Below are 24,202 nucleotides of genomic sequence, written 5' to 3'. Positions count from 1 at the left end.
TGGCTTTTGCAAAACTTTAGTATTCAAGTGAATAGGATCATCAATGCAGGATCAATTTTACGGATCTAACTTTTCGCAGCCGCTGAGATGCTGCTACACTCAAAATGCAATCTATAAAAAATTTTAAGCTCCATGATCACAATTGAATCCAAACTGCCTGCCCAAGGTGTGACTATTTTTAGCGTTATGAGTGCAATGGCGCAGCGTCTAAATGCACTGAACTTATCTCAAGGTTTTCCTGATTTTCCTGCACCTCCAGCACTGTTAAATGCGCTAAGTGATGCGACGCAACATGGTTTTAACCAATATGCACCCGGCGATGGACTGATGCATTTGCGTGAGCAATTGGTCCAACTGTTTGCTCATCGAGACCAATTAAATATTGACCCTCACACCGAAGTCACCATTACCCCGGGTGCAACCATCGGTATTTTTAGTGCCATTCAAGCTGTGGTTCATGCGGGTGACGAAGTGATTATTTTTGATCCGAGCTATGACAGTTATGCGCCCAGTGTAAAATTGGTTGGGGCTCATCCCATTCACATTGCCTTAGAGACGCCCCATTTTACTGTGGATTGGAATCGTGTTGCCGCTGCGATTAACGATAAAACCCGGATGATTATTGTCAATACACCGCATAATCCAACAGGTGCTGTTTGGGGGCGTGAGGACTGGCTCAACTTGATCGAACTGATTCGAGATAAAAATATTATTGTGCTGTCGGATGAGGTCTATGAGCATTTAATTTTTGATGGTCGTCAGCATCTATCTGCTTTGTCATTTCCTGAGCTGCGTGAACGCAGTTTTGTCGTGGGTTCATTTGGTAAAACCTTTCACGTCACAGGTTGGAAAACTGGTTATTGCATTGCAGCGCCAGCCTTGATGCAAGTGTTTCGCCAAATCTATCAATTTGCCAATTTCTGCGGTGTTACGCCCGTACAAATGGCACTGGCTAACTTTATGGCAGAACATCCTGAGCACATTGCTGAATTGGCCGATTTTTACCAAGCCAAACGTGACCGTTTCAATGCCGGCTTAAGCCACTCTAGATTTGAGTTGATTCCATCGGCAGGTACCTATTTCCAAAACCTTGATTACAGTGCCATACGCCCAGATTTAAGCGATGTGGAAATGTGTCAGTTGTTGGCAGAACAACATAAAATCGTGGCGATTCCTGTCTCGGTATTCTATCAAAAACCGCCGGAAAATTTACGATTATTACGTTTCTGTTTTGCCAAACAAGATGCCACCTTAGATCGAGCTGCAGAGATTCTCTCCGCAGTTTAAAGCAATATCTGCCCAAACGTTTTTTTAAAACAGACATGTAGAAATAATGAAGCCTTGGTTACTCAAAAACTAAGGCTTTTTTGAATGCAAACATGATAATGTTATCAGTAACTTAAAATCATAAAAAGCCGCGTCTAGGACCTGAGCATGTCAAAACAACAGTCCCTCGTTACTCAGCAAAATTTATGGAAAACGTTTTTAGTTTTTCTGGTGCCTTTGATCGCCACCAATATTTTGCAGAATTTATCTGGGACCATTAACACCGTTTTTGTCGGTCAGATGCTTGGGGTGCATGCCATTGCAGCGGTTGCGGTATTTTTCCCGATCTTGTTCTGTTTAATGGCTTTTGTGATTGGACTCTCGGCAGGTGCAACCGTGTTGGTGGGGCAAGCTTGGGGCGCGCAGAATCTTGAAAAAGTTCGTACTGTGGTGGGTTCCACCCTTTTTATGACCTTGATTGGTGGCAGCATTATTGCCTTTTTAGGGGTTATATTTGCTAAGCCCATTTTATTGGCCTTAGGCACAGCCCCTGACGTGATGCATTTATCTTTGCCTTATGTGCAATGGATGCTTGCCGGTAGCCCACTACTCTTTATTTATATTATTTACACCTCGATTTTGCGTGGGGTCGGTGACAGTACAACACCGCTGATTGCGTCAGGTATGACCATTGGTTCAGGGCTGATCATTACACCAGTACTAATTGCAGGAAAATTTGGATTTCCAAGTTTAGGTATTATTGCCCCTGCCATTGCCAGTCATATCGGCTTTTTAATTGCCTTGGTATTTTTATATTTCTACTTAAAAAAGAAAGATCACCCGCTCAAACTCGACTTCGAGTTGATTCGTCATATTCGCCATCAACATGATCTCAGCAAAATTATCTTAAAACTAGGCATTCCTACGGGTATTCAGATGGTCACGACCTCTGTGGCTGGTCTCGTGATTGTCGGTTTAGTTAACCGCCATGGTGCTGATGCTACTGCTGCATATGGCGCGGTCAATCAGGTTTTGAACTATATCCAATTCCCGGCCTTGTCCATCGCGATTGCAGCTTCTATTTTTGCCGCGCAAGCCATCGGTTCGGGTCAATCTGAACTAATTAATCGCGTGAAACGTACGGCCATCGGGATGAATTTCATTATTACTGGCATCTTGGTGGCATTGGGCTATTTATTCTCTAAATATTTAATGGCGCTATTTATTACAGACCCTGAAGTTGTGGTTCTCGGTCAAGAATTGCTGTTCATTGTGCTTTGGTCGATTTTATTTTTTGGTGCCAGTGCTATTTTTGCTTCCATTATGCGGGCTAGCGGAACGGTGACCGTGCCGATGATTATTAATATTATGGCGATTATTTGCATTGAAGTCCCGTGTGCCTACCTATTCAGTGAATGGTGGGGCTTAAAAGGCATTTGGTATGCCTATGCTTTGGCTTTTGTCAGCTTATGTATTTTACAAGGGCTGTATTACCAACTGGTATGGAGACGAAAAGCCATCAAAGTATTGCTATAAGGTTCGCTAATAGCGTTCAATGCCAATACACGCTTTAAATTTACATATGAAAAATCTTGTACTGATCCATGCATAACGTTTGCCGTTAAACTGCTGTTTAATTTTCAACATTTGGTTTTATATCCTGTTGATTTATCTACACTTAAAATACAATAGATTTAAAAGTTACATATTTTCAAACAATTATGGTTTGGCATAGATTTTGTTCTTATTCCTTTTATCTTTTAAGAATAATTGGGATGAGAAATTTTTTATGTCTAAACGTCAAATAAAGCTTGGGGCTTTTATTCCAACCACCTCACAGCATGTCGCAGGTTGGCGTCATCCTGAATCGCGCCCACAAGATCATCTCAATATTGATTATGCAATTGAACTGGCAAAAACCGCAGAACGTGGTTTATTCGATGCTTACTTTCTTGCCGATGGTCTGTCTGTCCGTTGGAGTTCTGCTGTCGAAGGTGAGAAAGGTTTGGGCGATAAAGGCGTCGGCTTTGAACCCGTCACATTGTTTGCAGCCCTGTCTGCTGTGACGCAAAATATTGGCTTTATTGCCACAGCGTCCACGACTTATGAAGACCCCTACATTTTGGCGCGAAAATTCGCTTCTTTAGATCATATTTCTAAAGGTCGTGCTGCGTGGAATGTAGTAACGACAGCCTCTGCCGATGCCGCAAAAAACTTTAACATTCAGCAGCACCCTGAACCCAAAGAGCGTTACGAACGTGCCGATGAATTTATTGAGGTGACTCAAAAACTTTGGGACTCATGGGAGGATGATACCTTCCATTACAACAAAGAAACTGGGCAATTTTTTGATGCCCGAAAACAACATCAGCCCAATCATCAGGGCCAATACTATCAGGTACTGGGTGCTCTCAACGTCTCTCGCCCACCGCAAGGCTATCCGGTGATTGTTCAAGCAGGGCAATCTGAAGATGGTCGTGAACTAGCCGGTAAATATGCCGAAGTGATCTTTACAGCACAGCAGAATTTAGCAGATGCCCAAGCCTTTTATCGTGATGTCAAAAACCGCTTAGTGAAATATGGCCGCCATGCAGATGACCTGAAAATTATGCCGGGCGTTTCGATTTTTGTTGCCAAGACAACTCAAGAAGCCCAAGAAAAATATGACTTTTTAAATAGTTTAATTCACCCAGAAGTGGGTTTAAGTTTATTGTCTGCTTTGGCAGGTGGCATTAATCTGGCCAAATTTGATCTAGATGCCCCTTTCCCAAAAATAGAAGATGCAGACATTAATTTCTCCAGTCGTCAGCAGATGATGATTGATATTGCCCGGAAGCACAATTTTAGTATTCGTCAGCTCTATCAATATATCGCTTCAGCCCGTGGACATTGGACCTTGATCGGCACGCCGGAACAAGTCGTAGACCAACTGCAGGAATGGTTTGAGAATGACGCTGCCGATGGTTTTAATGTCCTACCGCCAACAACACCTGCGGGGTTAAATGACTTTGTCGATCTCATCGTTCCTGAACTGCAACGTCGCGGTCTATTCCGAACGGCTTATGAAGGCAAGACCTTACGAGAAAACTTAGGTTTAAAACGACCTGAAAACCAATATGTTTTAGAAAAAAGACATACCTCCCAAGCCTCATAAACCAACGTTTAATAAAACTGAAAAACAAATGCCCCAACTGGGGCATTTTTATGGACTGATATTAAGCCAACTTAAGCGATGATCATACTGACCTATATTTGATAAGCCTAAAAAAAGCCCTGAATTCAGGGCTTTTACATTGTCTAGGTGATGGTCAATTCAGACTTACCATGCAAATTTATAATCGGCAAATCGGTGAGATAAAGGTTCAAGCAACTGATCTTTTACTGGATCACTAAAGTCAGTCAAAATGTCATTTTTAATATTGGTCAGACGGACATCTTCGCGTTTACGCGGATGGGCTAAATGAATATCTACAATACGTTTAATTCGTCCCGGATGTGGCTGCATGACCACCACCCGATCACCCAAAAATACCGCTTCTTCGACATCATGGGTGACAATAATCATGGTGATTTTTTCATTTTGCCAGATTCGCTGTAATTCATCCTGTAAATTTTGCCGCGTCAATGCATCGAGTGCGCCAAAGGGTTCATCGAGTAATAAAATCTGTGGTCGATTCACCAAACTACGGGCAATCGCCACACGTTGATTCATCCCACCAGACAACTGCGAAGGATAAGCATCTTTAAATTGGGTTAATTTGACCAACTCTAAATGTTCATCAATCAATACATCTTCTTCTGCACGGCTAAACTGGCTTTTATGCAATGCAATCCGTACATTTTCCCGTACCGTCAACCATGGAAACAGGCGATGATCTTGAAACACGATGCCGCGTTCCAAACTCGTGCCCTGTATAGGATGACCATCAACCAAAATCTGGCCCTGAAACTGACGCTCTAGACCAACCAATAACCGTAATAATGTGGATTTTCCGCAGCCACTACTTCCCACAATACTAATGAACTCACCCGGCTGAATATTCAGGTTAATGTCCTTAAGTACGGTTAAGTCTTCTTGCTTTTGTGTGGGATAATGTTTCGTTAGCTGCTGAATAGAAACCGAACCAGCTTGTTCTACGCTCATATCATTATTCTCTATTTGTGCTGACAAACTTTGCTGGACTAAACCTTAGAGTTTAGCCAGTGACACTTCCGTCGATTTAATTAACACCACCACCTCTGAACCTACTTTTAAGTCTAAATCCTTCACCGAACGTGTCGTGATCACGGACGTAAAAAAGCCCGCTTTGGTTTCCACATCAATTTCTGAAACCACAGGACCTTCTACGATTTCATTAATCACGCCTTTGAATTGGTTTCGCACATTTACTGAAGTAATCGCCATTTTAATTATGCCTTTTGTTATTTAGAGAGCTTTACTATAAAACAGTTCAATCACTTGCTATATCTTGATTTATCCTTTAGTTATCCCGATTTTATTTATCTTAAAATCAGATAAATAATCCACGCATGAATTTATCGGTGAAACTGATATTTAAATATCGAATTATTATTTATCTTTTATTTTTAAATCTTTCATCATGATCTGCATTTTCAACAACTATAAGAAACGATATGTCTATTTTGACCCACCCTGCAGTGCCCTCTGCACTGAAACATAAACGGGCAACAGCGACGGTCTTTGCAGACCCGTTATCGCAAGCGTTGTTGTCTCGAATTGAACAAATTGCACCAAGTGAGGCCAATGCACTCATCATTGGTGATACAGGCACAGGAAAAGAGTTAGTTGCACGCCAAATCCACCAATTAAGCCATCGTGCCAAAGGTCCATTTATCGCAGTGAACTGTGGTGCCTTTACCGAATCGTTAGTCGAAAGCGAATTATTTGGACATGAAAAAGGAGCCTTTACAGGGGCAATTAATAGCCGTGTCGGTTGGTTTGAAGCAGCCCATAATGGCACCTTATTTTTAGATGAAATTGGTGACCTGTCCTTGCCTATGCAAGTCAAATTACTCCGTGTTTTACAAGAAAGAGAGATCGTTCGAGTCGGCTCACTCAAATCCATTCCAATTAATGTACGAATCATAGCCGCAACCAATGTCGATTTAGAGCATGCAGTACAGGACGGGCGTTTCAGGGAAGATTTATTCTACCGCTTACATGTGGCGTTGCTACGCATTCCACGTCTCTCAGAGCGTCGTGGTGACATTTTGCCTTTGGTTAAACACTTCATTCAGGTCTATCAAACCAACCCACATGACACACCATTACGCCTCAGCCCATTGGCGCTCAAGAAACTCCATTTACATAGCTGGCCGGGAAATATTCGCGAATTAGAAAATACCATTCAACATGCGATTTTAGTCAGTGAAAAAGGTGTGATTGAACCAGAAGATATTAGTTTTTCGAGTATTCAAAGTGCATCGTCGTTTTCGCGTGCAGAACCTTTTAACTTACAAAATTCCACCTCTGCTGTAGCCAACATCAAAGATATTCAAGATGCTGGACAGTTACTTGAGCAGACCTTTTTACAAATTTTTCAAGCCGCAAATCAACTTAAGCATGACAATATTAATGAGCTGATTGAAGAAAAATTTATCCGAAGTGCGTATCAGCACTGTCAATACAATCAAGTGCATACGGCTCGTTTGCTTGGAGTGACAAGGAACGTGATTCGCACTCGCCTAATTAAATATGGCTTATTATAAATAAGTCATATTTTTATTTATTCCACATTAAAATAATAATCCCAATAACTGATACATAAATATTCATCTACATTATTCTTTATTCATTGCATTATTTTAAGTATAAAAAATCAGTAATAAAAAACCTCGGTATATCCCGAGGTTTTTATTTATTTTTCCATTTTGTCTAGATTATTCCACGTGGTTTCGTTTCCACGCTGTAAAGTATTTTTCTAGTCCAATCAAGAAATAGTTAAAGGATAAGCCTACGAGGGTAATGACTAATATGCCTACAAACATTTGTGGAATTTCAAAGCTAAATTGCGAATAAATAATCAGATATCCCAGACCTGCTTTGGCACCAAACATTTCTACTGCAACTAAGGCCAAAATAGAAATTGCCCCTGCTAGACGGATACCGACAAAAATCGTCGGAACCGACGCAGGCAGAATCACTTTTCGGAACAATTGATAGGGTTTTAGGCCCATGGTTCGTGCCGATTTAATCAGTAAAGGATCGACCGTTTGTACGCCTGTAATAGTGTTCAATAAAATCGGCCATGTGCACGCGTAGACCAACAGACTGATTTTTGAGGTTTCACCAATGCCTAAAAATAAGATAAACAGCGGCATTAACGCCAATGCTGTGGTATTTCGAAACAATTCTAACAATGGATTTAAGGTTTCAGCCACGAGCTTGTACCAACCAATGATGAGACCTAAAGGAATTGCGATCGCTAGGGCCAAAATGAAACCAATAATGGAACGCTTTATACTGGCCAAGAAATGGATGCCTAATTGACCGCTTTGATATAGCTGCCATGTAGTTTCCAATACCACAGATAACGGCGGTAAAAAAGCCGGATTGACCACACCACTCCGCGGCAGAATCTCCCACAGCAAGAAAAAAGCCACAATGGCAATGGTGCGTTTAAATACCGTGTTTAACCAAGTGAATTGTAGTCTGGGTTTAATGTCGTTATACGATTGCGTATAACTGATGGCTTGTTTAGTCGATGACATAAATAAATCCTCTGAATATTTTAGTTATGTGCAAGCTGTTTATGTTTTTCGAGGGCTTGCGCTTTTATCACTTCTTCACTGAGCAATGACCAAATTTTATGGCGAATTCGGCCATATTCAGGCAATGAACGGACATCTTCACTGGAGCTGCGCAGGCTTTGCGGAATTTCAATCACTTCCTTAATTCGCCCCGGTCTTGAGGTCATAATCGCCACTCGCTGACTCAGATAAATTGCTTCATCAATACTGTGAGTAATAAAAACAATGGTTTTTTTCGAGCTTTTCCAGATATTGATCAGCTCGGCTTGTAAGGTTTCTCGGGTTTGCGCATCTAGGGCAGCAAAGGGCTCATCCATTAATAAAATTTCTGGTTCATAAGCCAAACTTCGGGCAATCGCAACCCGCTGTTTCATCCCGCCGGAAAGCTCATTCGGATAATGCTTTTCAAAGCCACTGAGACCCACAAGCTGCAAATAGTATTCGGCTTTTTCACGGCGTTCTTTTTTTGCTACGCCTTTGGCTTCTAGACCAAATTCGATATTTTCCAGTGCGGTTAACCATGGATAGAGCGCATATTGCTGAAACACAATGCCACGGTCTAAACCCGGTTGAGTAATCTGCTTGCCACTCAGTAAAATCTGCCCTGCCGACGGTTTGGTTAAACCCGCAATTAAGTCTAATAATGTAGATTTTCCGCAGCCACTTGGCCCCACGATTGAAACAAATTCACTCGGCTGAATATCCAAAGTGACATTTTCTACAGCAACAAATTCAGGCTTATAGTTTTTACTGCCGACATGGTTTTGCGCAGGAAATACCTTACGCACGTGATCTAAATGTAATGCACTGGTCATTGTTATATTCCTTTTGATTTTTGGTCTTGCGCATAGGGATTAAATTCATTGCTATAGATGCGACTGACCTCAATTTGATTTGGTTTTAATTTGTGTTCTTTTTCTAAGGCACTCACCCATGGGGCAAAATCCTGATCTTTTTGCACACCACCCACTTCGTGGACACCTGTGCCTGTGTAATATGGAATCAGTGCTGTATTTTCATTGCGTTGACGTTTTTCGATAATACTTTCCATACGAGCAATGATTTGCTCTTTCGGCGTGTTGTGTAACCATTCCTGTGCTTTAGCTACGCCACTGACAAAAGTACGAGCCAACTCGGGATGTTCTTGAATAAACTCTCCTCGCATCGAAAAACTACCTGCGGTAAAGGGGCCGTATAAATCAGTATCTTTAAAGATGCTGCGTACACCACCATTTTTTAAGGCCCGTTTTTCCAAAATGCCAGAGAACACTGCAATATCAATTTGCCCATTCCTTAAGGCTTGTTCTGAGCTCACCGGTGGCAACATAATCAGCTCAACTTGACGGATTTCATCATCGGTTAATCCATGGCGAGCCAAATAATCTTTCACCACAAAATCATAATGCGCCCCGTAGGCATTCACTGCGACTTTCTTGCCAATAAAGTCTCGTGGGCTACGAATAGGACTATTTTCTAGCACATAAAAACCCACGTTTTGTTCAGCATCACTGCCATAAGAAGCCACTACGGGAACGACATCTAGACCCGCAGCGATGACTTTCACCACAGCACCATTAAAGGCGCCAGCAAAATCAACATCACCGGCCACCAAAGTGAGTAAATCTTGTGGCCCACCTTGTACCGTGCCGACATAACTGAGTTTAACGTCGCCTAAATAGCCCAAGTCTTGTGCCAATTCAGGTAATGACACCAGTCCCGGATAGCTTTGATAGCGTAGTTCTTTTAAAGCCACTTGCTGAGGTTCATCCACTCGCTGCGTGCTGCAACCAACCAAGGCTGTGCCACCGACCAATGCTGCAAGGAACATATTGCGCCAGAGTTGAGGAATGTTATGGATTGTCATTTTTTTCATTGTTATGTTCTCCTATCCAACCTGCTGCCAAGCTAAAACTTTACGCTCAACCCATGTCAGTACCGTATTGAGCAACACGCCCACAATTCCTATCAGCAACATGCCAAAAATAATCAGTTCGACATCAAAAGCCTGACGCCCTTGAATCACGATATTGCCCAGACCATTGCCATAGTTCGCCAATAAAAATTCAGAGCCGATGGTGGCAAGCCATGCGAAAATCAGCCCAAGTTGTAAACCGACAAAAATCTGCGCCGAAGCACCGGGTAATATCAATTTACGAAACGCGTATGTCTTGGGAAATTGGTAGACTTCGGCCACTTCACGATATTTATGCGAAATACTGCTCACACCTTCAAAGGTGTGTAGCGCCACGGGATAAAACACCGATAAGGTAATAAACAGCACTTTGGCGCCATGTCCCTCACCTAAAAAGGTCGAAATTAGTGGCAACCATGCAAACAGCGAAATTTGACGCAATACATGAAAGCTCGGTGCAAATAACCAATTCGAAAGGCGTGAACTCGCGATTAAGATGCCAAATAACACACCCGCTATCGCACCTATGCCATAGCCAATAAAATTACGTGCCAAACTTTCGCCAAAGCCTGTCAAAAAGCTCGGTTGTTGGAGCACGGTTACTGCTTTTTGCAGCACGAGCCATGGACTAGGAATCAACTTTGGATCGACCCAGTTTTGCTGTGAAGCCAAAGCCCACAGTGCGATAAATGTCACAGGTAGAACGAGTGCTTTTGCTGCTTTAACTAAGACTTGGCGCGCTGCCCCGTGTAATGAAAGAATGCTCATGAGTTCCCTCCTACTCGGGTTGCGTGAAAGCGCGCAGTTTTTTCTAACCAAGCCAGCAAGGTATCTAAGACATAGCCCGTAATACCAATCAGAATGATCGCCATGAAGATCAAGTCCATCTGCATTAGCTGACGTCCCCACACCATGAGATAACCAATTCCTTCACTACTTGCTAATAACTCGACAAAAACCAATGCCAACCACGCCTGCATAATGCCTTGACGTAAACCACTGATCACACTAGATAGTGCTGCTGGGAAAATCACCTCTTTGAGCTTCTGCCAATTGCTGTATTGGTAAACCTCTGCCACTTCCATCAAACTATTCGGCACATGTGTAATGCCCTTATAGGTTGCAATCAACAGCGGTGGTAACACAGCCAATGAAATAGCGGCAATCTTCAAAGCCTCATCGATGCCTAAGAAAATCATCAATAATGGAATCCAGCCAACTATGGGAAATTGCGCAACAAGATTCACCGTCGGAAAAATAAAGTCCCGACTAAGTTTGGCCAATCCCAACACAGTACCAAGCAAAATCCCGACACTGGCACCAAGCAAGACACTCCATAAAATACGTTTGGCACTGATGGCAAAATGAAAACTCAATTCACCGCTTTGCCATAATTCGACTGTGCTTTGCCACACCAGACTCGGTGCAGGTAAAATCTGCTCAGGCAACCACTGTTTAAGTGTTGCCACATACCATAGACCGAACAACAAAACTGGCATCAGGAGTCCACACGCCACTTGCAAAGTTAGTTTTAAATAGGTCTTAAAAAAATCCAACGCACTTCGGTCACTTTGCAAGGGAACCGAATGTGCAGATACATCCGTAAGGCTCATAATTCTTGTCCTTTTACGCTCTGTTCTGAGACATCAGGTTTTAAAAATTGAATAAATTCATAATCTTTGCTGATCAGAATAATCAGACCAATAAACACCAGCCCGATTGGTAAAAATAAATTTTGTAGTCCAACCTGTGCGCCAAATACGGCGCCTATCAAGCCACCCAACAGTCCACCCGAAGGTCCGACGAGGGCTAAAATTGGAGAAATCTTAGCCATCGCGGTTTGCTCACCCACTCGGGCGAAAGACATAAAATTGGCGATATGCAACATACCGAGTCCAAGTCCAAACATGACCGAAGCAGGCCACATCAACAGCGTGATTTTGGTTAAGGCTAAAATCAGTAATGCCGTTGCCATCAGGCTTAGGCCAATCAAATAAAACTTTTGATAACCCATCAGCTCAGCCAAACCGCCCATGCTAAATAGCGATCCCACAAACACAATGCCTTGTACGGTCAGCAGCATCACCGCCATTGGCTCTGAAAGTGCAAAACTTTGGATAGCAATCACCACAATGAAAAAGCCAAAGTAGTTATTTGCCACGCTGCTCAAAAATTCCAATATGCAAACAATCCGTAATGAGGCATGGGTTTTGATGAGTGCCAAAGGCGCCACAATATCCCGCCATTGAAAATGCGGGCGATTCGTCGCTTGCGGAGTACTACGTTGAAAGCACCACGGAGCCAACAGCAAGGTGCCTAAAAAAAGCAAAGACACCACATAAAAACTTCCGCCATAGCCGAAATGCTCGATCAACAACACGCTCAATGCAGGTGCAATCAGGAAATATCCCATCATGTGCGAACCGCGAAACCAACCCGCACGGGCTGGACCTAAACGCTTTAAGTTGCTCAAAAAAACGGTATTGATCGAAACAAAACGCATGGGTAAGACAAAACTCACCAAGGCTGTCACCGCAAAGAGATACCATGCACCGGCTTTGAGTGGCGTTAAGCTATAGATCACAGCGCCCAACACACTGCCGATGCAGAATATTTTCAAAGACCCAACGCGCTGTACCAACACGCCAATCGGCAATGCCATGATCAAAATGCCAAAATTTTGCGCTGCTGAAATTAACCCCAATTGCAATTCGGTGGCTTCTAAATGCACGGCATACAAGGAAATTAAAACTCGTGCGACACCTACACCCAGTCCAGCCAAAATCGTGAGCAGCACAAAACTGCTCATAAATTTAGTGGTTAATGGACTGGCAATTACATTGCTTTCAATCGGACGACTCATGGCTGCGACTTACTTCGGTTGACCTTGAGCATTAAATTGGCGCCAGTAACCCTCTAACTTCAGCTCTTTCAAGGCATTATTTAGATACTTCGGCTCATACCATGTTTTGGTATCTACATCACGACGGATTAAGCGAGCGTCTTTGGCAATTTTTAAAGCACTATCAATTTGTGAACGATGGAACTCGTCTAGTAGCGGTGTAGTGCGGTCTTTTAAATTCCAACCATCCCATGTTTTTTGATAATCCACCAACGGAATGCCACTTTGTGCCCAAAGTTTATATTGCGCACTACGGTTGGCTTCTTGAGAACTCCACTGCGCTTGTTTAATCAGTGTCGTCACGACACGTTGCACCACCTCTGGATATTGTTTTTCAAAACTTTCTGTCACCCAAAAGTGCGCAATCGGTGCAACTTTGGGATCTTTAATTTCAACTAAAGTTTTCGCCACTCCACGCGCTTGCAAACTAAATGGTGAAGTAATCGTGGCATCAATATCACCTGTCGCTAAGGCCGTACGTGCCGAATATGCATCTTGCGAAATCACTCGTAAATCACGCTCAGTTAAATTGTATTTCGCTAATACACGGTTAAAGACGATCTGACCATTGGTGCCTTTAAAGACGGAGAATTTTTTGCCTTTTAGATCTGCAAAGGATTTAGCATTTGATCCGGCAGGCACCACCACATAGGTAGGACCAAAACGCCCTGTTGAAAACAAGACTTTGGTTTTTAATCCCGTTGAACGTCCAACCAATGAGGGCAAATCGCCATGCAATGCAAAGTCCACTTTGCCATTAGCTAAAGCTTCATTGGTTGCAGGGCCTGCTCCTGGGAAAAAGAGCCAATTCACCTTAATGCCATCTTTTTTAAATTCTTGTTCGAGCACACCTCGTAAATGTGCTGTAGCTACAAAACTACCGCCCACTTTGGGTTTACCCCCCTCACCCGCAGCTGATACTGAAATGCGAATTTCTTTGGGATTGGCAGCATGCAATTGAACGCTTAAACCAAGTGCTGAAAGTGCCAAGAATGTGGCTGCGATTTTTTTAGAGATAATTTTCATTTTAAATGTTCCTTAATGGTTTAAATTTTTGAATTAAAAGGTGTACTGAACCTGAGCTTGTAGCTCATTGGTGTCTTTTTGATTTGCCGTTTCGACATCAAACAGGTAGTGATTCAGCTGTAATTGGAATTTTGTGGTTTGCGCAAAAAACAGATTTAAGCCCAAAGAGTGAATGTCATATTCACCAATACGACCGCTCGCGGTGTCGAGATAGCTTGCGTTGTTTTTATTCGGGTTATAGCGGTCAAAACGGTAATAGCCTTGGACTGACTTCGGCCAGAAATCATCAAATTTGGCATTGGATTTAATACTGTTGTAGAACTGATCGCCCAAGGTGTAGAAAGCGGTAAAAGTATGCCCTTCCGCTTTGGCTTCTTTGATGTCTTGGGCTACAGTGTCGACATAATCGGTCTTGCCTTGCAGATATTCATAGGTCACACCAAATGGAGCGTGGTTATAATAAATATCGAAACCCAAACGATCACGTTTTGCAGCATCATCACTGATTCCGCCGGCTGAAATTTTCGATTCGCCTTTGATATAAGAGGCCCCAAACTTTAACTCACGGAAAATGCTGGCGTAGTCCACTGGCAAGGTAAAAGCCACACGACCGATATAATCTTTGCCGTTGTTGTCATCCGCCTTATTACTGGCATTCCCATTGGTTACCCCTAAGGCATACTCAAACAGCGGCGCACGGTAGTTCGATGCAAAGTCGACAAAAGGTTTGGCATCACCACGGACGATAAATCCATTTTGACGGTTAAACAGTCCTAAAAAGGTCGAAGCTGCAGCGGTACTAATGGTCGGACGCAAATCTTCAGGAGACTGCACATCTAGACCAAAGGGCAATAACTGCTGACCGAGCGTAAAGTTGAGTTTGGCAGTTTCGGGGCCCGCATTGGTGGCAAAAGCGTTATAGCGAACAAAGGCATCCAGTAAGTTAAAGTTACTGTTATTGGTGCCATCATTGCGTTTGCCATAACCAAAGGACAATTGATAATCGAGGTTTTTGCCTTCGTTATAATCCCGGAATAAATTCCCGCGCACACCAATTAGCGCAGTCCCAATATCAAATGTCGATTTGGTTGCACCCAACACACCCGTTTCATCGAGCGCACTGGCACGTAGTTGAACCGTGCCATACAGGGTTGTGTCACGGGTCGATTTGGTGGTTTGACGTTCATATTGACGTGACTGATCGTACTTATAGTTTTCAATATCTGCACGTAAGCCGTCGATATCTTCGGATGTTGCTGTGGTTACTTCTGCAACCTGCGTTTCACCTTCAACATCAGCGGCGTTGGTCGTATCGTCTGTCGTCACAGCGGCGGTTTCGACGACTTGGCTTTTCGTCGCACCAGATTCCACGGCATTTAAGCGTTTTTGCAAACTCTCAATTTGTTGTTTTAAGCTGCTCAGTTCTTGCTGAAGTGCTTCATCCGATGCAAAACTCAGCTGACTGGTTGCAGATAAAATCAGTCCGACCGCAACGGTTAATGTGGTTTTTTTCATGATTTCGTTTCACTAACATTTTTCCCAAAGCGCAAAATCCCCCAACCCCATGCAAGGTGCATGAAGTGAATGTACTGCGTGGGTTTTTTAAAAATTAATCTGAGTGGTCGTAGGTTTTATTCAACTTATGCACGACCGAAACTCGAAGACAGCTTTTAGAATTTAAGCGCGCATCATCGCGAGTGTCATAGCACAACAACATGCCTGTTGTAGGACATGAAAAGCAGAAAGATATCGATGCGTAAAAGTACTCATAAATGTTCCATACAGTGGTGAGTTTTGTTCACTCTAATATGGCAACAACTGTGCCAACATTTTAAGTAATTATTTTTTAAAGTTTTATTATTTAAATCTGATAAATTCTGTTGGTTTTAACGCCAAAAAACTGTTGGTTATTCAACAGTTGCTTATTTCAAATCATCAGTTATTTCCATTTTTATATCTCATTTTATGAAATAAGAAATACGCTTTGAGCTTTTAATAACTGATGTTACGCCTGTAAAAGTAATTTCGGATTTTTAAAATGATTTTTAAATCTATTCGATGGAGTCTTACATCTAGGGATTGAATAACGGGATTAGCCTTCGGCTGGAGGTACTCTTACGAAACGTTGTTTCTCATTCGACAAAATGAGAAGCGTGCTTCGCAAGGAAACCATCTTGCGGTGCAATACACCTCACCGACAAAACTCGTTCAATACCATCAAATGATTCAAAGGATCGCAAAAACATTTTTGATTAAAAGTCGTCTTGTCTCAAACAATTGCGGATGACACTACCGCGTATCGTTCTTTTATTTGGATCAAATTGCGCTTCTGATATTACTAGAGCATAAAAAAACCCACTGACGTGGGCTCTTTTCAATTGATTTTAATTACCGCTTATTGACCAAATTTAGTCGCCATGGCAGTTAATTTTTGATAACCCGTCGGTAGCAAACGTTGAATTAAATCAATCGCTTTTGCATCATTACCAATCAATAAACGGCGCTTATCTTTTTGTACTGCTGCAATGATTTGACGAGCCGCTTCTTCAGGTGGACAACGCAAGAATTTATTAAACGACTGTGCCGATTTTTGTGGGTTCATGCCTAAACTTTTCAAGCTGTCATTCATTTTTGCGGCATTGGCAATATTGGTACGAATCCCGCCCGGATGTACACATAGCGCACTCACGCCACAGTTTTCAATATCCAATTCTTGGCGTAAAGATTCGGTAAAGCCACGTACTGCAAATTTAGTGGCATTATATGCCGACTGTGTTGGCTGTGCAGTTAGACCAAACAAGCTGGAAATATTGATGATATGACCTTCACCACTTTGCTTGATATACGGTAAAAATTCTTTGGTGCCATAAACCACACCCCAGAAGTTAATATTGACAATCCACTCCAGCTCTTCATAGCTTGCGCCTTCAACGGTCGTGCCCAATGCCACACCCGCATTGTTAAAAATCATATTCACCGAACCATGATCTTTAACGGTCTGTGCTGCCCATGCTTTCATTGCTGCAAGGTCTGACACATCGAGTTTTTGCGTCGTTACACGTACATTGCTGGCTTTAACCAATTCAACGGTTGCCGCTAGACCCTGTTCATTCACATCGCTTAAAGACAGATGGCAGCCTTGTTTAGCCAAAAGCACAGCCAATTGCTGACCAATACCTGAACCTGCACCTGTAATGGCAGCCACTTTATTTTTGAAGTTTTTCATTGTGATTCCTTATTCCTTTATGCTGCCGCTTGGCTTTATCACAGCGTGATCTCATTTGCCAATGTGTGCAGTTCGTCAACTTAATATAGTTTTGACAATACATATTGTCAATGTCATCTTAGGACGTGCTAAGCTGTTGAAATCGCCAATGCTTAAACATAGGTTTAAACTGAAATTATTGCTAAAATAAGATAAAATTCTGCTTTAGTTCAGCGTATATTTTCATGACAGATGCAACAAATCACACAGAACAACAACAGGCAAAAAATGTGAAGGAACGTCAATTTAAAGGGCTTTCTCTCAGTGAACGTAAGCAAGCGCGACGTGAAAAACTGATTGAAGCCGGTATAGAAGCCTATGGTACACATGGCTTTTTTTCAGTGACTGTGAAAGATATTTGTTTGGAAGCCAAGCTGACCGAACGCTATTTTTATGAATCATTTAAGAAAAGTGAGCAACTGTTCCAAACCATCTTTTTAAAATTAATCGATGAACTGCAACAAAACGTGATGCAAGCCATCATGCAAGCATCCACCGATTCTAAAAAAATGATTGAAGCAGGTTTAACCGCCCTACTGTTAACTTTAAAAAATAATCCCCGTATGGCGCGCATCATTTACATCGATGCCATGTTGGTACAAGAGCTACATAACCAAGCCACAATTCATGAAACCATGATGCGCTTTGACCGTATGATTCATGCCTTTGTCATGCTCATGATGCCGAATATTGATCGTTCAGAACGCGAAATTTCAATGGTCGCAACAGGTCTCAATGGTTATGTCACCCAAATCGCGATTCGCTGGGTCATGAGTGGTTATAAACAACCGATTGACGAAGTTTTATCGTCATGTAGCGTGGTCTTTTTGGCCTTATTGGATGCTTTTTCTGAAAAACCCAGGAAATAAATTCTGAGCTCAACACTGATCTTTACAATTTTTTGAATGATTTTTTTGTGACAACAGCATGATGCAAAGCCCATGTTGTTGAATATTTCAGGATTTAAATTGTCACAATTTCTTTCTAAACCCCAATGAAAGATCATTTTTGCAATGATACTGTCATAATTAATCTTTGTAATAAGCCTGTCATAAATATAAAACGGTCTACCGTTTACATAAAATAGGGTATTGCGCTGTGAAAGATGACTATATTTTAATCGTCGACGACGAACTCCCGATTCGGGAAATGATCCATACTTCACTGGATATGGCTGGTTTTCAATGTCAGCAAGCTGAAGATGCCAAACAAGCGCACCAAATGATTGTGGATCAGCGTCCTGCACTGATTTTATTAGATTGGATGATGCCTGGCGGCGTGAGTGGTGTAGACCTATGTCGTCGTTTAAAACGCGATGAAAATTTGTCAGAGATTCCAGTCATCATGCTCACTGCGCGCGGCGAAGAAGACCATAAAGTCCAAGGTCTAGACGCGGGCGCAGATGACTACATGACCAAACCCTTTTCCACCCGTGAGTTGGTGTCACGCATTAAAGCGGTGCTACGTCGCTCAAATGCATTGGGGGGTGAAAAAACCATTGATGCCAATGGCTTAATCCTCGATCCAGTCAGCCAACGTGTCAGCTTTGGTAACACCATTTTAGATATGGGACCGACTGAATATCGTCTACTGGCCTTCTTCATGACTCATCCTGAACGTGCCTATACCCGTGCTCAATTATTAGATCAGGTTTGGGGTGGAAACGTGTATATTGAGGACCGTACCATTGACGTGCATATTCGTCGTTTGCGTAAAGTTCTTGAACCTTTCCAAGCCGATCGTTATGTCCAAACTGTTCGTGGTACAGGTTACCGTTTCTCTACCCGTGCAGACGCTGTGATGGGTTAGTCATTTTAGGTCTTTAATTTTCTATGTACGAACCGTATCCCGTCCCTGAACTTGCCAGTGAACATAAAAAATTCCGTTACAGCAGTTTATGGACTTTTGCCAAGCAGGATTTGAGACTTCTGGCATTTTTCCTACTCATTGCTGCACTCATCGGCTTTGGTATCGGGTACTTATGGATCTGCATCTTAATCGCCTTTGCAGTGTTCTTTGCATTGCAAATGCGTTCGCTGTACTTAGTCAACGAATGGATTTCAAATCGTCCCTATGATGTCCCGCCAAATTTAGACGGTATTTGGGGAGCTTTGCTCTTTAATGTATACCGTGCGCAGCGTCAAGAACGCATTGTACAAGCTGAAATGGTTGGTCTGATTGACCGCGCTCAATCTTCCTTAGTGGCACTTGCTGAAGCTGTGGTATTGATTGATGAATTACACCAAATCGAATGGTGGAACCCTGCCGCAGAAAAGCTTTTGGGGATTCAACAGCTCGATCAAGGGCGCAATATTTTAAGTATTTTAAGACAGCCTAGTTTTATCGAATACTTTACCAATATCGATTTAGCCCCCGATGGTTTAAAAATGAAATCATCGGTATTTGAAGACCATTATGTACAAGTCAAATTAACCCGTTTTGGTCGCGAAAGTCGTTTATTGGTGGCTTATGACGTCACGCGCATGCATAACCTTGAGCAAATGCGTAAAGACTTTGTCGATAATATTTCACATGAACTACGCACACCACTTACGGTTTTAAGTGGTTATATCGAAACCTTTACCGATCAGGAAGATTTAAATCCACGCTGGAAACGCGCATTCGATCAAATGCAGTCTCAAACCCGCCGTATGAATGCTTTGGTTAATGACTTGTTATTATTATCTCGTCTGGAAAATGATAAAAAAGTTGCTAAAAATCAAATCATTGAAATGCCCAGCCTAATGAACCAACTATATGACGATGCACATGCTTACAATGTGGATTATGGACATACACTGAATCTCGAGATTGATAGTCACTGTGACCTGATCGGATCAGATATGGAATTGGCGAGTGCCTTTAGTAACCTCATCACCAATGCAATTAAATACACCCCGAAAGGCGGTACTGTGACCATTGGGTGGCATGATGATGGTACGCATGGTTATTTTACCGTTGAAGATACGGGTATCGGGATTGACCCGAAACACTTACCCCGTTTAACGGAACGGTTTTACCGTGTGGACAGCGCACGTAGTCGCCAAACGGGAGGAACAGGTTTAGGTCTTGCCATCGTGAAACACGTTTTGATGCAACATCAGGCACACCTTGAAATTGAGTCCAAAGAAAACCGTGGTTCGCTGTTTAAAGTCGTCTTCCCTAAAGAACGCTTGTATCATGTGAGCTAAGCAGAATCATCCCGCCGGTCTTGCTGTGCTTCCAACTGTTGTTCTTGTTGTTTGGCACGGCGATATGCAGGACGCTGTTGCATCCGTTGTAAGAAAGCCTGAATTTGTGGATATCGCCCTTGAGTTCTGGTCATGACGGCTTCTAATGGAAACGTCATCTGAATATCCGCAAAGCTAAACGGTCCCGCAAAATATTCATTTTCCGCTAAATGGTTTTCTAAAAACTCGATATGTTCTTTTAAGCGAGGTCGTACAAAACCTTTTTTGACCCCATCACAAATGCGATTAGCTACGGGTTTGATGACCCAAGGTACATGGCGTGGCACATTGCTCATGACCAACTGCATCACCAACAACGGCATTAGAGAACCTTCGGCATAATGCATCCAAAAGCGATATTGTTGTTTTGAATGTTCCGCCTTGGCTGCAAAAAAATCATGCCGATCATACTTCTCTTGTAAATACTCCAAGATCGCTGCAGATTCTACCAAGACCAGTCCATCATCCTGCAATATGGGCGACTTCCCCAAAGGATGGATGGCTTTAAGCTCAGGGGGTGCAGACAAATTTGGCTGGCGCAGATAAAACTGAACCTGATAATCCAGTCCTAATTCCTGCATTGCCCATAAAATACGAAATGAACGAGATTTTTCTAGATGATGTAGCACCCGCATGGGTTCATCTCCTATATGAAGTCTAAAATTTTCTTATTTCTGGCAAGCCATTATTATTTTGAAGTAGTTAAATCATAAAAAGTGTCAGATCACTGCTTAGGGCTATATCAAAACTAAATTTTGCACAGTACAGCAGCGACCTGCTTTTAAATTAAACTAGAGTGGTTTTAATGTCTACACTGCGCAATAAAGTTTTTGTCACTGGGGTTTTTTCACAAATGGACAAGATTTTTTGCTCTAATTCTGCATCCAAGGGCGTTTGAAAATGTAAACGTCGCTCAACCCATTCAGCACCTTCACGGTTCGCACAAAAGTCTGCCTCAACACGAAACTCACCCAATTGAATTTGTTTATGTGCTGCATACATGCGCAAAGTAATCATGGTGCATGAAATTAAGGAGGCACACAGTAAATCATACGGTGCTAAACCTAAATCCCCGCCACCAAATGATTCGGGCTTATCGGTAATAAGTTGATGTTTTCCACTCTGAACTTCACCTGACCACGGTGCTTCTAAGGTGTTTACTGTTGCCGTTGCGACGATACCCATAATGACTCCCTCATGGTTATGCCGCACCATTTTTACCACAGGTACGGCTGTTCATTTTTATTTTTAAGTTAACGTGATGGACGCATTTTATCAGGGAAAGCCGGTGCTTCTAGTCGTGGACCATCATAGTCAGGAATAGAGCCAAAGCGTTCGTCCTGATTAATCCACTGCTCACGGGCAATATTCAATTCTTCTTGTGTGCGCCCCACAAAATTCCACCACAGCAGAATCGGTGATTCAAAAGGTTCACCCCCTAATAATAAAACACGGCCACCTGCGTGCAGATCAATTTTGACTTGGGTTAAGCCCGGCTCAAGTACCACCATATTGTCTTCATTGAGCTCGTGACCATTGACACTGGCAGTCCCTTCGAGGGCCATAAAGCCATATTCAAATTTTGGATTGAGCGGCAGGACGGTACTTTGACTTTCCGAACTACGCAGATCGACCCCCAATAATTCACTATGTACTTTTACCGGCGATTTAGTCTGTAAAAATTCACCCACCAATACCGTCAATTCAATCCCGTCTTGTGTCACCACAGGCAACTCTGGGTAATGGTCAAACCGGGGCGCCATATTGATTTTGTCATCTGGCAATGCAATCCAAAGCTGCGCAGCATGCATTTGTGTTTCAGACTCTGGAGCAACCTCAGTATGCGAAATACCATAACCCGCTGTCATGAGATTGACTTGTTTGGGCTGAATTAACTGATGTGTGCCCAAACTGTCGGTATGCATCATGGTACCATCAATCATCCAGGTAAAGGTTTGCAAACCAATATGTGGATGTGGACCGACATCTAAGCCATCACCTTGCGGAAAATGCACTGGACCGGCATGATCAAGGAAACACCATGCACCAATCATCCGTTTATGACGACTTGGTAAAGCACGTTTAATCACTGTGCCTTGACCAATTTCAGCACGGCGCAGTGGAAATTCTTGAATGAACTGATTGACGTATTTTTCACAATCGTCGGAATGAGATATTTCTGTGTAATTGGTATTGGTCATATTCTTACCCTAAATTTGGCTAAGCCGATGCAAGGACTATCGGCTAGAGCTATGCATTTTTTCCATTATATCTGCATTAACTCAATCTTCTTCAGCTGTCATTAATACGCTGAATCACAGAGATAGGACAATCGTTTTTTTGTTGCCTAATATGACATACAGCATAACAGTTATTGATGCTTATTTAGACAATACCCAATGCAAAATTACTTGTTCAGATCACGTGAAATGTAAATTTAAGTAACATAAATTAACACTCACTTTTGACCAAACAACACCAAATAATTCACAAATCCTTGAAATAACGTGTTTAATTTTAAATAAAAATGATATAGATTATTTGAGTTACATAAAATTACATACAAGCCATGCTCACCCGTCGGTAATCTTGCATGATCAATGAGTATAAGAAAGAATCACGTGCACTGATCCAAAAAGCCTTGAAAGGAACCGTTGTTCGCGTTCCTGCTCAATTTCGTCAAGAATTTTTCCACTACCATCGTCGTCAACTTTTTAAATTCTTTTTCCAAGTCAACATCGTTGCACAATTGGCCTATCTCTCTTATGCCATAGCGGATTGGTTTATGTTGCCCGATGTGGGCTTGCTCGCGATAGGCTTAAAAATGGCCTATACCTTACTGATGATGGGCATCACATGGGGCATTTATACATATAGCAAGAGCATTTTACTCTTTGACTTGATGCTTCCCCTATCGATCGTTGGCGCTTCTGCCCTGTGGTTTAGTCTACTCAATTTATCCAATAGCCCCGATGTGCCGATCTATTTATATGCATCCTTGGTTTTTATCGTGTTAGCCAATTTATGTGTGCAAATCCGCTTTAAAGCTGCTGTGCTCATTTCTCTGTGTATCAGTCTAATCTTGCTGATTGGGGTGTATTTCGCCGTTTCTGGCAATATCCATCAACTGCAACTGTTTATCTTGATCTATTCCCCTGTGTTGTTATTTAGTTTGTATATCAGTTGGAATTCAACGCAAAAATCCAGAATTGTTTTTTTACACAGTAAACTCGATCAGTTGAACCGTGAAGCGCTCAATATTATGGCGCATACCGACGTGCTGACCGGCTTAAACAATCGCCGTCAATTTATTCAACTTGCCAATTATCATATTCATCATCAGTCCAAACCGTTACAGCCGCTTTCATTACTGATTTTTGATGTCGACAAATTTAAAAATATTAATGATCAATTTGGGCACTATATTGGTGATCATGTTTTACAACAAATTGCAGAAACGTGCCGACATACCTTACGTAGCCAAGACATCATTGCCCGCTTCGGCGGTGAAGAATTTATAATTCTTTTACCGCAGACACACCTGCGTCAGGCTCAAGATATTGCCGAACGTCTACGACGGGCAATAGCCGATGATTATTTAGAACTTGATACACTACAAAAACTTAAATTTACCGTTTCAATTGGTGTTGCCGAATTTGGTCAAAAAAACCGAGATTTACAAAGTGTCATTCGCATGGCCGATCAGGCACTTTACCAAGCAAAATCTGCAGGACGCAATCAAATTTCAACTTATAAAACAGCAAGTTAATAATATATTTTGTAACATTCATCAGACGATTTTTTATCATTCATTCGAAAAATCCCTAGTT

The 24,202-nt window shown here is 42.3% G+C and carries 22 protein-coding genes; 8 read left to right on the top strand and 14 right to left on the bottom strand.

All coding sequences use genetic code 11. From position 1 onward, the window contains the following. The first annotated feature begins 132 nt into the window (after nt 1–132). From LXF01_RS00670 to LXF01_RS00660, 3 genes are all read left to right on the top strand, one after another. A complete protein-coding gene (locus tag LXF01_RS00670) occupies nt 133–1,287 on the top strand; it encodes a methionine aminotransferase (RefSeq protein ID WP_233944860.1) in 1,155 nt (384 codons plus the stop codon). Nucleotides 1,288–1,434: 147 nt separating this feature from the next. After that, a complete protein-coding gene (locus LXF01_RS00665; RefSeq protein ID WP_180035133.1) occupies nt 1,435–2,802 on the top strand; it encodes an MATE family efflux transporter in 1,368 nt (455 codons plus the stop codon). Between the two features lie 253 nt (nt 2,803–3,055). Further along, entirely contained in the window at nt 3,056–4,420 is a 1,365-nt protein-coding gene (locus LXF01_RS00660) for an LLM class flavin-dependent oxidoreductase (protein ID WP_233944858.1), read from the top strand. 165 nt (nt 4,421–4,585) lie between these two features. On the opposite strand, the gene LXF01_RS00655 is transcribed toward LXF01_RS00660, so the two are convergent. Together LXF01_RS00655 and LXF01_RS00650 are read right to left on the bottom strand one after the other, a co-directional pair. Further along, nucleotides 4,586–5,410 (bottom strand): ABC transporter ATP-binding protein, encoded by an 825-nt coding sequence (locus LXF01_RS00655; protein WP_233944856.1) that lies wholly within the window; start codon nt 5,408–5,410, stop codon nt 4,586–4,588. A 45-nt stretch (nt 5,411–5,455) separates the two neighbouring features. Then, on the bottom strand, nt 5,456–5,671 hold the full coding sequence (locus LXF01_RS00650; RefSeq protein ID WP_067765474.1) for a TOBE domain-containing protein: 216 nt from the start codon (nt 5,669–5,671) through the stop codon (nt 5,456–5,458). Nucleotides 5,672–5,901: 230 nt separating this feature from the next. Between LXF01_RS00650 and LXF01_RS00645 the strand changes: the two genes are divergently transcribed. After that, the gene (locus tag LXF01_RS00645) at nt 5,902–6,996 is read left to right on the top strand and encodes a sigma-54 interaction domain-containing protein (RefSeq protein ID WP_233944855.1); all 1,095 of its coding nucleotides are present in this window, start codon (nt 5,902–5,904) and stop codon (nt 6,994–6,996) included. Between the two features lie 171 nt (nt 6,997–7,167). Here the strand turns inward: LXF01_RS00645 and LXF01_RS00640 are convergent, their stop codons facing one another. The 9 genes from LXF01_RS00640 to LXF01_RS00600 form a co-directional block, all read right to left on the bottom strand. After that, a complete protein-coding gene (locus LXF01_RS00640; protein WP_233944854.1) occupies nt 7,168–7,998 on the bottom strand; it encodes an ABC transporter permease in 831 nt (276 codons plus the stop codon). A 20-nt stretch (nt 7,999–8,018) separates the two neighbouring features. Next, complete coding sequence (locus LXF01_RS00635) at nt 8,019–8,852, bottom strand: ABC transporter ATP-binding protein (RefSeq protein WP_233944852.1); 834 nt, start codon at nt 8,850–8,852, stop codon at nt 8,019–8,021. 2 nt (nt 8,853–8,854) lie between these two features. Continuing rightward, nucleotides 8,855–9,910 carry an ABC transporter substrate-binding protein gene (locus LXF01_RS00630; protein WP_233944850.1) on the bottom strand — a complete coding sequence of 352 codons (1,056 nt, stop codon included), beginning with the start codon at nt 9,908–9,910 and terminating at the stop codon, nt 8,855–8,857. Between the two features lie 12 nt (nt 9,911–9,922). Beyond that, nucleotides 9,923–10,717 carry an ABC transporter permease gene (locus LXF01_RS00625; protein WP_233944849.1) on the bottom strand — a complete coding sequence of 265 codons (795 nt, stop codon included), beginning with the start codon at nt 10,715–10,717 and terminating at the stop codon, nt 9,923–9,925. Next, the gene (locus LXF01_RS00620) at nt 10,714–11,562 is read right to left on the bottom strand and encodes an ABC transporter permease (RefSeq protein ID WP_233944847.1); all 849 of its coding nucleotides are present in this window, start codon (nt 11,560–11,562) and stop codon (nt 10,714–10,716) included. Before LXF01_RS00620 ends, LXF01_RS00625 begins: the two co-directional genes overlap by 4 nt. Next, entirely contained in the window at nt 11,559–12,812 is a 1,254-nt protein-coding gene (locus LXF01_RS00615; RefSeq protein WP_233944845.1) for an MFS transporter, read from the bottom strand. The genes LXF01_RS00620 and LXF01_RS00615 overlap by 4 nt, the downstream gene beginning before the upstream one ends. A gap of 9 nt (nt 12,813–12,821) precedes the next feature. After that, nucleotides 12,822–13,877, bottom strand: a complete 1,056-nt coding sequence (locus LXF01_RS00610; protein ID WP_180049473.1) for an ABC transporter substrate-binding protein — start codon at nt 13,875–13,877, stop codon at nt 12,822–12,824. Between the two features lie 33 nt (nt 13,878–13,910). Then, nucleotides 13,911–15,392, bottom strand: a complete 1,482-nt coding sequence (locus tag LXF01_RS00605) for an OprO/OprP family phosphate-selective porin (protein WP_233944844.1) — start codon at nt 15,390–15,392, stop codon at nt 13,911–13,913. Between the two features lie 880 nt (nt 15,393–16,272). Further along, nucleotides 16,273–17,103: an SDR family NAD(P)-dependent oxidoreductase gene (locus LXF01_RS00600; protein WP_180010800.1), complete on the bottom strand. Its 831-nt coding sequence runs from the start codon at nt 17,101–17,103 to the stop codon at nt 16,273–16,275. A 224-nt stretch (nt 17,104–17,327) separates the two neighbouring features. On the opposite strand from LXF01_RS00600, the gene LXF01_RS00595 reads away from it, so the two are divergent. The 3 genes from LXF01_RS00595 to phoR all read left to right on the top strand — a co-directional run bounded on the left by LXF01_RS00595 (nt 17,328) and on the right by phoR (nt 20,333). Continuing rightward, on the top strand, nt 17,328–18,011 hold the full coding sequence (locus tag LXF01_RS00595; RefSeq protein WP_111885789.1) for a TetR/AcrR family transcriptional regulator: 684 nt from the start codon (nt 17,328–17,330) through the stop codon (nt 18,009–18,011). Between the two features lie 229 nt (nt 18,012–18,240). Then, on the top strand, nt 18,241–18,951 hold the full coding sequence (gene phoB / locus LXF01_RS00590) for a phosphate regulon transcriptional regulator PhoB (RefSeq protein WP_078194048.1): 711 nt from the start codon (nt 18,241–18,243) through the stop codon (nt 18,949–18,951). A gap of 23 nt (nt 18,952–18,974) precedes the next feature. After that, nucleotides 18,975–20,333: a phosphate regulon sensor histidine kinase PhoR gene (gene phoR, locus LXF01_RS00585; protein WP_180024719.1), complete on the top strand. Its 1,359-nt coding sequence runs from the start codon at nt 18,975–18,977 to the stop codon at nt 20,331–20,333. Here the strand turns inward: phoR and LXF01_RS00580 are convergent. From LXF01_RS00580 to LXF01_RS00570, 3 genes are all read right to left on the bottom strand, one after another. After that, entirely contained in the window at nt 20,330–21,007 is a 678-nt protein-coding gene (locus tag LXF01_RS00580) for a glutathione S-transferase family protein (RefSeq protein WP_180024720.1), read from the bottom strand. The two genes, phoR and LXF01_RS00580, sit on opposite strands and share 4 nt — an antisense overlap. A 151-nt stretch (nt 21,008–21,158) precedes the next feature. Continuing rightward, entirely contained in the window at nt 21,159–21,557 is a 399-nt protein-coding gene (locus LXF01_RS00575; RefSeq protein ID WP_078191507.1) for an OsmC family protein, read from the bottom strand. 68 nt (nt 21,558–21,625) lie between these two features. Further along, on the bottom strand, nt 21,626–22,573 hold the full coding sequence (locus LXF01_RS00570; RefSeq protein WP_233944842.1) for a pirin family protein: 948 nt from the start codon (nt 22,571–22,573) through the stop codon (nt 21,626–21,628). A 392-nt stretch (nt 22,574–22,965) separates the two neighbouring features. Here LXF01_RS00570 and LXF01_RS00565 point away from each other — a divergent pair, with 392 nt between their 5' ends. Further along, nucleotides 22,966–24,141: a GGDEF domain-containing protein gene (locus LXF01_RS00565; protein WP_233944840.1), complete on the top strand. Its 1,176-nt coding sequence runs from the start codon at nt 22,966–22,968 to the stop codon at nt 24,139–24,141. Nucleotides 24,142–24,202: the final 61 nt, after the last annotated feature.

This window comes from Acinetobacter sp. SH20PTE14 (assembly GCF_021391555.1).
Taxonomy (GTDB): Bacteria; Pseudomonadota; Gammaproteobacteria; order Pseudomonadales; family Moraxellaceae; genus Acinetobacter; species Acinetobacter amyesii.
This window is presented reverse-complemented; position numbering and strand designations above follow the sequence as displayed.